The following is an 11883-nucleotide window of genomic DNA, read 5'->3' on the forward strand; positions in this document are numbered from 1 at the left end:
GTCAGGGTTGCGCCTGCTATACCTTGGTCAATCAAACAGCCACACCCGTTGAGTCCATGTCCCGTCCTGCCGACCATCCCCTGCGCGCCTCGCTCAGCGACCTGATGCATGCCCGTGTCATTCCCGTCTTCGCCGCACCGGCCGTGGTGCGCAGCTGGGTCTATCTGCTGACGGACGAGGAGCGGGCGGCCGAGCGGGCCTGGATCGACGGCCTGCCCGGCGATCACGGCGCCGAGGGCTGGACCCTCCACGACATTGGCAAGACCGGCGGTATGATCTGGGAGCGTCACGGCGAGTTTTCGACCTATCTCAAGTTCACCACGCAGGTCGACCCGGATGCGGCGACGCAGAACGGATTGGGTTTTTGCAGCCTGAAGACGGCGGATTTCGCCTGGTTGTCCGAGGCGCCGGGGACGGTGTTCCGCAGCGTAGAGATCGCTGTGTTCTCGTATGAGCCAGAGCCTGCGCAGCTTCAGGCGTCGATCGACCTGACGCAGGCGGTGTGTTGCGACGTCTTTGGTGGCAAGGCGCGGATCTGGTCGGATTTCCGGATGCATGAGGGCGGGGCAGGGCGGATCTATGTCCATGACCGCGGTTTGCAAAATGACGAGCTGTCGCGTCTTCTCCAGAATCTGATCGAGATCGGGCATTATCGCAAGCTGGCCCTGTTGGGCTTTCCGGTGGCGCGTGGGTTAATGGGGTGGCTTAAGGAAGCTGAGGCGCGGCTGGCGGCGGTGACGTCGGACATGGCCAGCCAGTCGGCTTCCCAGGAACAGATTCTGGAACGGTTGATGGGCTTGTCGGCTGAGGTCGAGCAGCGGGTTAACGAGGTCAGTTTCCGCCAGGGAGCGACGCGGGCCTACGCGCAACTGGCCGAAGACCGGCTGGTGTCTTTGCGTGAGAGCCGGGTCGAGGGCTTTTCGACCATGCAGGAGTTCATTGAGCGGCGGTTACGGCCGGCGATGCGGACCTGCGATGCGGCGTCGCGGCGACTGGATGAGATTTCGGCGCGGATCGGCCGGGTCAGCGATCTTTTGCGGGCGCGAATCTCGATTTCGCTCGAAACTCAGAACCAGGATCTTTTGAAGAGCATGGATTTGCGGGCACGACTGCAGATCAAGCTGTCGGGCCTGGTCGAGGGGTTATCGGTGTTTGCGGTCAGCTACTACGTCTTCAGCCTGTTGAAGTATGTGGTGGATTCCGTGGTTTCCAAGGAAGTAGCACATTGGTTGTACGGACCGATGATTGCCGTGATCGTGGGCCTGGCGTGGTTGTTTATCTATCACCGCAAAAAGCGGATCGAGGAACAGGCCGAGTAGCTGTCACCAGAAGAGTCCGAAAAGCCATTTAAAGCCCAAAATCACCCCCACGACGACCAGTCCGAAGAGGATCGCGTCCAGCGGCGCGAACCACAAGTCCCAACGGCGTCGCGGTAAGGTATGCGGCGGATACTGGATGGGCCATTGTCCGGCATCGACGGCTTGCTGCAGTAGATTCAATGTGATGGGTATGTGCTGAACGCGCTGGGCGGGCGCTTTGAACAGAAGGCGGCCAAGCCGCGAGCCGACTTCTTCGTCGTGATGAAAGTACCAAAGAAACGGCGTCATATCGACGCCGAACCGTTCGCGAAATGCCTCCAAAAATTCGTCGCAGCAGTCACCGTCAAGTCCCAGAATTTTGAACAGGTCGGCGTCGGGAGGGGGGACGTCGCCATACTCTTTGACAAAGGCTTCCAGTTCAGGGGATGGCGCGGTCATAAGCCGATTAATGGCACCGCCGCATTCGAACGGCAACCCAGGTCGTAAAAGCAAAAAATCCGTTTCGAGTGTTCCAAACCATGACCGCACGGCGCTAACTGGCTACACCTGCCTCATGACCCCAATCCCAATCCACGGAGACGGCTGCTTGAGCGGTGCCGCACGTCATATGAAAATTCTGTACCGCCTAGCGAACCGGGCTGACCTAGGAATACGCCAACAAACCGGACGAGGTTGACGTCACCACCTGTTCCATGGGCGATCCCGACGCCTTCCCAACGACCCACCATTCCTGGCTCAGTCACGATGTCAAATGGATCAAGCTCGGCGCCAGCTTGCCCACATTTCCACAATCGCGCTATGGTAATCCAGCATGAAAATCTGGCCTGTCCTCCTCATCCTCCTGTTGCCTTCGGCTACCGATGCCGCCTCGGTGATGAAGAGTACCAGGCCCTGGCCCAACGCCACGGTGCCGTATCACCTGACACCGGACCTGCTCAAAACTGCCGGTACAAAAAGCAAGGACTGCACCGGATGGGCCAAATGGCCGGCCGCCTCTGCCGCCCACAAGGTGTGCAAGGCCATGGACGACTGGTACCAAAGGTCCGGAGTCCGCTTCATCGCCCGCGACCGGATCGACTCCGTGCAGATCAACCTGAACCGAAACGCAACCACCGCCACGGTTGGCTATCTCCCGATCGGCAACCAGGTCAATATCCAGCCTGGCGCCAATTACGGTTCCATCCTGCATGAATTCGGTCACACCCTGGGCCTGGCGCACGAGCATCAGCGCACCGACCGCGCCAACTTCCTGACGATCGAGCCCTTCCTTCAAACCCACCTCGATACTTGCGGGCTCAAGTTCGACCCCGTCTGCAATGATGTCCGCAACGCCTTTCCGACCAAGGCCATGCGCCTGACCTCGGACTACGACCCCTGCTCGCTGATGCACTACCTGGCCAGCCAGACGCCGCGCCACAAGGAAGACCCACGCTGGGGTCGCATCTTCACCCTGACTGCCAAAGGCAAGGCTGCCGAAAAGGCCTGCCTGCCGCAGTTCGCCAACCTGCCACCGCGCTGCCGCAAAGTCGGTCAGAAATGCGCCATTTCAATCCAGGACGCTGCCATCGAACGTCGTTTCCACGGCCTGGATCAGCCCTCGTAACGCGAAAGCCCCCCATTGGCCGCGACCTTGACCGGACCGCCACTGCTCAAGGGCACCGTCGCCGGCCAGCGCACGCCATTCGGCAGCAGGCGATCCTTCTTGATTCGGGCGATGCTGACCTTGTCCGACTGATTGCCACCCAGGATGTGATAGGCGACATTGTCCTCGCCGGCATAGAAGCCGACATGGCCCTTCCAACTGGTCGGCCTTTCACGCCAGAACACCAGGACGGCGCCCGGCCGCACGGTGCACGGGGCGCCGAACCGCAGCCAGTTTTGCGCGCCCAATGGATTGGCGGGCAGGGCTTCCGTCGTCAGGGTCGAACCGATGCAATGGGCGACAAACAGCCCGCACCAGGCAATATCGTCGCTCTTGTAGGGGATGCCGGCGTCCGTAGCCCAGTCCAGAATTATCTGATTGTTAGCGCTGCCTGAACCTTCTCGCACGCCCAGAAGCCGTCGCGCCTCCTGAAACCACATCAGACTGACGTCGTCGAGCGGTTCCGCTGCCGGCACCGCATGGCCAAACAGCGCATCGGCCGTCTTGGGGCCGACGATGCCGTCGACCTGCAAACCTGCCTTGGCCTGAAACGCCTTGACGGCAGCGTCGGTGCGGCGGCCCCACACGCCGTCGATATTGCCGGGGCTGAACCCCTTGGCCGCCAGGGCCTGCTGGATTGCCGTTACGCGCTGCTTTACCGACATGAAATGCCTCCCTTGATCAGACCCACCCTGGCCGGTTCCGTGAATACCACTTTTGGGGGTGTTTTCTGTCGTGATTTTTCCATTTCACGGGAATTTGTCTGCGACTCGATCCGGGGCGTTTAAGGCCTGTTTCTGCCAGAGTGTAAGCCTGGGGCAGATTTCGCTTGACGGAGGCCTTATGTCTGGAACAAATTAAAAACATAGCTCGCGCAGAAGGCCGCGTTTCCAAGTACACAGGACCTTCCGGCGTGGCGCGCAGCCCATCCAAACCTTTTTCCGACAAGCTTTTTGACTGCTGCTGGGTCGAACTGGCGGGGTATCCGCGCCCGGAGTTGGTTATTCAGAAGCGGCTGAAGCCTAAGATTTTCGCGATCGACGAGTTCCTGTACGACGAACGCGGCACGGCACTGCCCGTCAATCCCGAAGCGCCGGCCATTCATGTCATCTACAACACGACTGTGTCACCGCGGCGCCGGGTGGCTTGACGTTACGGCGTTTGCGCTTGATCGCCCAAAAGGCGAACGCTAGATTGCTCACCCAATGCCGACATCGAGCCCGATTTATTGATGGGCTACCTCTGGGGAAAAAATCATGATCCGTACATCTTTGGCCGTCGTGTTGGCCACCTGCGCGCTGCTCGCCGCTGGACCTGCTTTTTCCCAAAACGGGCGCTTTTCCACCGGCGAACCCCTGGCGACGAGCAAGCCGTTTGCCGACATGACCCTTGTGCGCGAGCGCGCCGGACAGGCGGCCTTGCAGATCAACGTCGCGCGGGCCCTGGCGCCTGACTTTGAAGTGACTGGCGAGGTGACCATCGTCGATGGCCCGTTGAAGGACGGCTTTTTGGGATTGGCCAAGAACCAGGTCGTGCTCAGCGTACCGGTTCGTTTCCGTCAAGCGGCGACCCTGGACGCCGACTTCGCGTTTGATAACGCGAAGATGTACAAGGGGACCCAGATGTACCGGCGGTTCCTGCCTCAGACACCCGGCGCCCGAACGGGATACGAGGACTGGTGCGGCTCGGCGTTCGTCGTTTTGCATAACAACAAGGTCGAAAAACAGGCCTTGTGCTTCGGCAAGGACCAAACCGGCGAAATTAAAATGTACACCTCCACCCAGGGGTACGGTGAGGGGGACGCATTTTACCGCTTTCCGCAGACCGACGGTGATTCTGGCAGCATACGGAGTGCGAGTAAGGTCTATGCCGACTACAAGGGCGGCGTGCCGTCGATGACGCCCCAGGTGCCGGCGCCGGGCGACATGACAGCCGAACTGCTTGCCTTCCCGTCCTCCATGTTGGACAACAGATTTGTATGGAGCCTGAGGAAGGGAAATTCGACGATCGCGCTCGGCTTTTCGAACGAGACCCTCGGCAACATGACGCGAAAGGAAGGCGAGGTCGATGTTCTGCGGATGGCCTGGCTGGATCTGGCTTTTACCAAAAAGGGCAGTCGCTTTATCTACGAGGGCTATGTCGATCTGGTTGCTGAAAACCCTGAGTTGGCAGATAAGGCCACCAGCGTCGATGACACCATCGCGGGGGCACCAGCGCGGCCTGTGGACCTCTGGAGGCTTGGCACACTTGATCTCGATCCGAACAGCCTGGTGATAGACAGCAGTAAGGCGGCGACGGAAGGCGTTACGCTGACCTTCAAAGGTCGCTTCCATCGCAAGGTCCGGCTGCTCGAAACCTCCAAGAAGCGTTACCCGATGCTGGATCAACCGGATCAACAAGGCACGCTCAAAGCCGGTGAGATATTTTATGAAACCCTCGTCGACGGCAATTATAACAACGGTCAGCCTTATTTCCTGAGCGGCTGGTGTGGTGGTGTCGCCCCGCCGAAGCTTTTCGGCGCGACTATACATGCGACACGCATGACCTGTTTCTCGCCCGACGAAATCGGGACGACGTCCTTCTGGAACCACGCTGAGGTTTGGGAAACGGTTCCGTCGTATGTAATTGAGCGCGGATCGCCTTCTTTTACGCCACGGCTTCCGAGGTACGAAGAGGTCGCGCTGGGGCCTGATGATGTTCGCAATGTCGTTTTGTATTTCTATCGCAACAAAAAAGAAGACAATGAAGGTGCCTATGCCTATTTTCGCGTGGCGATCAAGGATGCGGAGAGCCTCAGGATTCAACGCACCATCAGGAGCAGGTTCGATGACAGCGGAAAGGCTGTCTTCATTTTGTGGGACCGTCGTCTGATCGTCACCAAGCAAGGGGAGACCAGCGTTTCGGTGGAAATGCAGGACGGCGGCGACGGCCTGGGCGCCCGTTGGCTTAGGTAAGGGGCGTTCGTCTCCAGCTTGACGTGACGGCAGCGATACTGCACCTGTCGGGAAACAACGATGGAGAAGACCATGGAGTCGCTTACCCTTGCCCTGGTTCTTGCGTTCGCGTCCGCCGGTTTCGCTCAGGCCCAGTCGACGGATGTCAAGCTGACCCGGCTGGATTGCGGCGATATGGGCGAACGCGATGTGGCGTGGTTCTCCGACGCCCACACCTTCGACGGCGTGAAAAAACCATTTGTCGCCAGTTGTTACCTGGTGCAGCACGGGAACGATTATCTCCTGTGGGATGCCGGCTTCAACCAGGGCGCCAGGCGTGATGACGGCACGACCATCGTCAAGACCAGCCTCATCGACCAACTGACGCAATTGGGTGTGAAACCTTATGCCGTCAAATATGTCGGCATAAGCCATATCCATGGCGACCATACCGGTCAGGCGAGTTCATTCCCAGCGGCGACCCTTTTGCTGGGCAAGGGCGACTGGGACAAGATCAAGGCGGCCAACAAGGCCGACGATCCTCTGGTTCACTGGGTGTCTGGCACGGGCAAGAGTGAACCTGTTCCGGCCGACAAGGATGTCTTTGGCGACGGTAGCGTGGTCATGCTGAACATGCCGGGCCATACCGATGGCCACCACAGTCTCCTGGTGAAGCTGAAGGCCAATGGTTATGTGTTGATTTCGGGCGACCTGGCCCATTTTCATGAAGCCTATGACGGCAACGAAGTCCCGGGTTTCAACACCGACCGTGCCGACAGCCTGGCCTCTCTGGACCGTTTCAAGAAGATCGCCAAAAACCTGAACGCCACAGTCATCATCCAGCACGACCCGCGCGATATCGCCAAGCTGCCGGCCTTCCCCAAGGCAGCCGACTGAGCTTCGCGAGCCGATACCTGTGATAACCGGGTTGTGCCGCTGCAGCGACCATGGCATTTTCGTGTAACAAAACCAATCGCGGGAGGGTACAGATGCGTAAATGGGCAGGAGTCCTGGTGATCATGGCCGGAATGGTCATGTCGACGGCCGCTGCGGCGGATGCCGGCTTTCTTCAGATAAAGGGTAGCAAGCAAGGCGAAATCAAGGGCGACGTCACGGCCAAGGGCAAGGAAGGCCTGAACACGGTCATCGCTTTCGACTACAGCGCGCCCGGCGCCTCAACGCGCCGCTTCCAGCCGCCGGTCACCTTTACCCTGCGCTGGTCCAAGGCGACGCCGATGTTGGTCAATGCGGCCGTTAACGGAGAGGTTCTAAGTCAATTCAAATACACCAACTGGTCAACTCTTCCGTCGGGCATTGTCGGGCATACCGCCACACTGGAATTCAGCGGCGCCAAGATCACGTCGGTCAATATCCATGACCGTACGGGCGACAGCGATGCGGTCGAACCGGTCGTCGATATCACCATCAGCTATCAGAAAATGACCATCACGCATGTCGAGGGGTCCATCACGGCCGACGATGACTGGGGGGCGAAATAGACCTTATCGCGTCCTTATCTTCCGGAGCACGCGTCCAGGGCGCCCTTTCAGGTGCCCTGGCTATGGTCCGCCCATAATCTCAGCGAGTGCGATCCCACGGAAAAGATTCTCGATAGCGGCTAAGGCTTTGGCGGCGAGACCCAACAGAAAGTGCCGAAAAAGGGGCCGCGCCAATTGCGAGCCCAACTCTCCGGCCGATAACGGCGAACCGACCGGTCCGCGCGAATGCCCGATGACCGGTTTCAAGACCGTCGCTGCGGCGGAGGGCCAGGACGAGCAGGGCGTCAAGCTGCGGGTCGGCTGGAGTTGTTTGCCGACCACTATTCCCGGGCGCGGCCGTTCTTCCTGTCGCAGCCCTCGTCGGAACAGGCGCATATAGCTTCGGCGTTCGTGTTCGAGCTGTCGAAGGTCGGCATCGCGGCCGTGCAGGCTCTCATGGTGGCCAATTTTCGCAATTTCGATGACGGCCTGGCGCAGCGGGTGGCGGACAGGCTGAACATTCCGCTGCCGAAGACGAACCCGGCGGCGCGCGAGCCGGTGGATTTGCCGCCTTCGGACGCTTTGTCGATCCAGAAGAACGCCAAGCCGATGATTAAGGGGCGCCATTTCGGCATCCTGATCGCCGATGGTTCCGATGCGGCAGCCTTCGTGAAACTAAAAAAGGCCATCACCGATGCCGGCGCCAAGGCGGTCATCGTTGCGCCCAAGGTCGGTGGTGCCAAGCTGTCCGATGGCAAGGTGATGAAGGCCGACCGGCAACTGGCCGGATCGCCGTCACAACTCTACGACGGCGTCGCGGTGGTGCTGTCGGAGGATAGAACGACGGCGCTGCTGAAGGAAAGTGCCGCCGTCGAATGGCTGACCAATGCCTTTGTGCACCTGAAGGCGATCGGCCATACGACCGAAAGCCATCCGCTGCTGAAAAAGGCCGGCGTCGAACACGACGAGGGCGTCGTCCTGCTGGACGATTTCGTCGCAGCGGCAGGCACGCGGTATTTCGACCGCGAACCGAAGGTGAGAACGCTGGCTTAATCGGATTGGTAACAAGTCTCTCCCTCTGCCTTCAGCCTGCCTTCTTGTGGGCTGACGGCAGATGTTTCTACCTATCCTCCACCGCTTGCGGGGGAGGTGGCGAGCAAGTGAGCCAGGCCGAAGGCCAATGGCGAAATGCGTCGAGCCGGAGGGGGCTATTCGGGCGCTGAAATTCCGAGCCTTTCGCGAACCAATTGAACTATACCTTCCGATATATCCGCGGAATTGGCCATGATTTCAAAACCGGGAATGCGCAGGGTTTCGATCCCAAGCTCGGCCAACCATTTGTCGCGAGCTTCATCCTTTTCGGGTTGATTGCCGCGGCTGTGACTTTCGCCATCGACTTCAATGGCCAGTTTGGCTCTCTCACAGTAGAAGTCGAGGATGTACGGGCCGACGGGATGTTGTCGCCGGAAGGTGATGCCTTCTTTCGAATGCCCCTTCAGCCCAAGCCATAACAAGACCTCGGCATGGGTCATCTCCTTGCGGAACTTCTTGGCTAAGCCTGTCTTGGCTCCGATACGCATGTGGTCAATTTAGCACATTCGTTCGGAGTCTGTAACGCCCCCTCCGTCTCGACGCGCGTCGCCCGAAAGAGGGCTCGCTTGCTCGACACCTCCCCCGCAAGCGGGGGAGGATAAGCAAGTCATGTTTCACTCCGCACGGGTTTTGACGTCGATCTCGCTGCCCAGTTCCTTGAACTTGTGCGACATCTCGGCCATGCCCGCCTCGATATCGGCGCGTTCGTTATCGGTCATGTTGGCGGCAAACTCGCGCACCTCCTGGCTGATCTTCATCGAGCAGAACTTGGGTCCGCACATCGAACAGAAATGCGCCGTCTTGTGCGCCTCCTTGGGCAAGGTCTCATCATGGAAGGCCCGCGCCGTTTCCGGATCGAGCCCCAGGTTGAACTGATCTTCCCAACGGAATTCGAAGCGCGCCCGGCTCATGGCGTCGTCCCACATACGGGCGCCGGGATGGCCCTTGGCCAGGTCGGCGGCATGGGCGGCGATCTTGTAGGCAATCACCCCGTCCTTGACGTCCTTGCGATCAGGCAGGCCCAGATGTTCCTTCGGCGTGACGTAGCAGAGCATGGCCGTGCCGTACCAGCCGATCATGGCGGCACCGATGGCCGAGGTGATATGGTCGTAGCCCGGCGCGATGTCGGTGGTCAGTGGCCCAAGCGTATAGAAGGGGGCTTCGCCGCAGGTCTTGAGTTGTTTATCCATATTGGCCTTGATCTTGTGCATCGGCACGTGGCCGGGGCCTTCGATCATGACCTGGACGTTCTTCTTCCACGCAATCTGGGTCAGTTCGCCCAGAGTCTCCAGTTCAGCGAACTGGGCGGCGTCGTTGGCGTCAGCAATCGAGCCGGGACGCAGGCCATCCCCCAGCGAGAACGAGACGTCATAGGCGCGCATGATGTCGCAGATCTCGTCGAAGTGGGTGTAGAGGAAGTTTTCCTTGTGGTGGGCCAGGCACCACTTGGCCATGATCGAGCCGCCGCGCGAGACGATGCCGGTGACGCGCTTGGCGGTCAGGTGGATATAGGCCAGGCGAACGCCGGCGTGGATGGTGAAGTAGTCGACGCCCTGCTGGGCTTGTTCGATCAGCGTGTCGCGATAGATCTCCCACGTCAGGTCCTCGGCGACGCCGTTGACCTTTTCCAGCGCCTGGTAGATCGGCACGGTGCCGATGGGGGCGGGAGAGTTGCGGATGATCCATTCTCGGATGTTGTGGATGTTGCGCCCGGTTGACAGGTCCATGACATTGTCGGCACCCCAGCGGATCGCCCAGACCATCTTTTCGACCTCCTGCTCCATGGCGGAGGTGACGGCCGAATTGCCGATGTTGGCGTTGATCTTGACCAGGAAGTTGCGGCCGATGATCATCGGCTCGACTTCGGGATGGTTGATATTGGCCGGGATAATGGCGCGGCCGCGGGCGACCTCGTCACGGACGAATTCCGGCGTGATGAAGTCGGGGATCTCGGCGCCGAAATCCTCACCGTCGCGGATGACCTCGGCGTCCTCGGCGCGACGAAGATTTTCGCGGATGGCGATGTATTCCATCTCAGGCGTGATGATACCGCGGCGGGCATATTCCAGTTGCGTCACCGACTGACCGTCCCTGGCGCGCAGCACCTTGGGCAGGTTGGGGAACTGCGGCGCCAGGGCGCCCAGCGAAACATTGCCATTGTCTTCGGGCTTGACCTCGCGGGCGACGATTTCCTCGACATCGCCACGGCCGCGAATCCAGGCGTCGCGCAGGCGCGGCAGACCCTTCGAGATATCGGGGGTGAAGCCCGCCTCGGTGTAGGGACCGGACGAATCGTAGATGGTCAGCGGCACTTCTTTGGCCGACGGATGGACGCGAACTTCGCGAAACGGCACGCGGATGTCGGGGTACAGGGTGCCTGTCTGATAGACCTTGTGCGAGCCCGGAATAGGAGAGGATTCGACGGTGATGGTCTTGTGTTCGAGTGGCTTGTTCATGGTGAATCCCTTCATTGTGTTGCCCTGCCGTTTCGCGGCTTGAGGGCTAATTAAAGGGATCATGCGCGTAGAATGCGGGCGCCCATTTTAGTTGCTCTATCGCTTCGCTGCTTGAGAGCACTTTAGTTGCTCTATGGCTTCGCTGCTTGAGAGCATTTTGGTTGCTCTATGGCTTCGCTGCTTGAGAGCATGGGCGTATCCAACTCCCTTCGCCGGCATGACCCGGATCAGGTTCGGCGGGTTTAAGGCACTGGCGCCTCGTCTCAGCCCGCCTCAAACGCGCGGACACCCCGGTGAACTAACGCCAAGCATAGAAGCAAAGGCGGGAAGGTCAAGGAAAACAAATGGGGTTGTTGGGCACCGCCGCAAACCCCGAGTGTTCGCCTTGACGCTTCCTTAAGGTCTGAGGCTCAGACTTATCCACAGTCTGTCCCCAGGGCGTTTATCGCCACCGAGGTTAAATCATGCCCGCCCGACACATTTCGCGGCCGGTCGACGAAGTGGACCTGCATCTCAAGGTCGGTGCCTACGACGAGTATCATCACGCCCATGGCTATGCCCACCCGCGCGAGAAGCACCACTGGTACTGGTTCGCCGGCATAGCCGTCGCTATTTCCCTGATCGCCGTCATTGCAGGGATTTATACCCTTTACGATCGCGCCATGTCCCCAATGTGCAGCCGCAGCGACAGCAAGACCCGAATGTCGCCCGACGGCGCCTATGTCTTGGAATCCGTCCTCGTTACCTGTGCCGGCGCCGCGCCCAACCGCCGCGTCATGGTTTATGCTCCGAGCAGCGCCGGCAATGTCCCGGCCGTGGCCAGTTTCGACGAAGCCGCCTTTGTCCGCATCCGCTGGGATGGTGACGACACGGTCGTACTGACCAAGTCCGGCGGACGCGTGTGGAGCTTCCGCCCGCACTACCGCGATATCCGCGTGCATTACAGGACCCAGTGAGGCGCAA

The 11883-nt window shown here is 59.9% G+C and carries 12 protein-coding genes and 1 riboswitch; of the genes, 8 read left to right on the forward strand and 4 right to left on the reverse strand.

The genetic code is table 11. The features are described 5' to 3' along the window. The first annotated feature begins 56 nt into the window (after positions 1-56). Positions 57-1319 carry a DUF3422 domain-containing protein gene (locus tag ABAC402_RS24215; RefSeq protein WP_023448249.1) on the forward strand — a complete coding sequence of 421 codons (1263 nt, stop codon included), beginning with the start codon at positions 57-59 and terminating at the stop codon, positions 1317-1319. A gap of 3 nt (positions 1320-1322) precedes the next feature. On the opposite strand, the gene ABAC402_RS0119750 is transcribed toward ABAC402_RS24215, so the two are convergent. Then, a complete protein-coding gene (locus tag ABAC402_RS0119750; RefSeq protein WP_155847302.1) occupies positions 1323-1757 on the reverse strand; it encodes a DUF1493 family protein in 435 nt (144 codons plus the stop codon). Between the two features lie 373 nt (positions 1758-2130). Here ABAC402_RS0119750 and ABAC402_RS24220 point away from each other — a divergent pair, with 373 nt between their 5' ends. After that, positions 2131-2922: a M12 family metallopeptidase gene (locus ABAC402_RS24220; protein ID WP_023448251.1), complete on the forward strand. Its 792-nt coding sequence runs from the start codon at positions 2131-2133 to the stop codon at positions 2920-2922. Here ABAC402_RS24220 and ABAC402_RS24225 read toward each other — a convergent pair. Then, positions 2910-3626, reverse strand: a complete 717-nt coding sequence (locus tag ABAC402_RS24225; protein WP_023448252.1) for a TIGR02594 family protein — start codon at positions 3624-3626, stop codon at positions 2910-2912. The genes ABAC402_RS24220 and ABAC402_RS24225 overlap by 13 nt on opposite strands. 248 nt (positions 3627-3874) lie before the next feature. Here ABAC402_RS24225 and ABAC402_RS24230 point away from each other — a divergent pair, with 248 nt between their 5' ends. The 5 genes from ABAC402_RS24230 (at position 3875) to ABAC402_RS24250 (ending at position 8425) form a co-directional block, all read left to right on the forward strand. Next, positions 3875-4111, forward strand: coding sequence for a hypothetical protein (locus tag ABAC402_RS24230; protein WP_023448253.1), 237 nt, complete (start codon positions 3875-3877; stop codon positions 4109-4111). 106 nt (positions 4112-4217) lie between these two features. Continuing rightward, on the forward strand, positions 4218-5915 hold the full coding sequence (locus tag ABAC402_RS24235; RefSeq protein WP_023448254.1) for a hypothetical protein: 1698 nt from the start codon (positions 4218-4220) through the stop codon (positions 5913-5915). Between the two features lie 72 nt (positions 5916-5987). Beyond that, the gene (locus ABAC402_RS24240) at positions 5988-6791 is read left to right on the forward strand and encodes an N-acyl homoserine lactonase family protein (RefSeq protein ID WP_031235161.1); all 804 of its coding nucleotides are present in this window, start codon (positions 5988-5990) and stop codon (positions 6789-6791) included. Between the two features lie 92 nt (positions 6792-6883). Next, positions 6884-7393, forward strand: a complete 510-nt coding sequence (gene tssD / locus ABAC402_RS24245; RefSeq protein ID WP_023448256.1) for a type VI secretion system tube protein TssD — start codon at positions 6884-6886, stop codon at positions 7391-7393. Positions 7394-7618: 225 nt separating this feature from the next. Next, on the forward strand, positions 7619-8425 hold the full coding sequence (locus tag ABAC402_RS24250; protein ID WP_235079906.1) for a catalase-related domain-containing protein: 807 nt from the start codon (positions 7619-7621) through the stop codon (positions 8423-8425). 155 nt (positions 8426-8580) lie between these two features. Here the strand turns inward: ABAC402_RS24250 and ABAC402_RS24255 are convergent, their stop codons facing one another. Then, on the reverse strand, positions 8581-8952 hold the full coding sequence (locus ABAC402_RS24255; RefSeq protein WP_023448258.1) for an endonuclease domain-containing protein: 372 nt from the start codon (positions 8950-8952) through the stop codon (positions 8581-8583). A gap of 126 nt (positions 8953-9078) precedes the next feature. Then, on the reverse strand, positions 9079-10920 hold the full coding sequence (thiC, locus tag ABAC402_RS24260) for a phosphomethylpyrimidine synthase ThiC (protein WP_031235163.1): 1842 nt from the start codon (positions 10918-10920) through the stop codon (positions 9079-9081). 187 nt (positions 10921-11107) lie between these two features. Next, positions 11108-11223: riboswitch (TPP riboswitch) on the reverse strand. 161 nt (positions 11224-11384) lie between these two features. On the opposite strand from thiC, the gene ABAC402_RS24265 reads away from it, so the two are divergent. Continuing rightward, positions 11385-11876 (forward strand): hypothetical protein, encoded by a 492-nt coding sequence (locus ABAC402_RS24265; RefSeq protein ID WP_023448260.1) that lies wholly within the window; start codon positions 11385-11387, stop codon positions 11874-11876. The last annotated feature ends 7 nt before the right edge of the window (positions 11877-11883 follow it).

It is taken from the genome of Asticcacaulis sp. AC402 (genome assembly GCF_000495835.1).
Classification (GTDB): domain Bacteria; phylum Pseudomonadota; class Alphaproteobacteria; order Caulobacterales; family Caulobacteraceae; genus Asticcacaulis.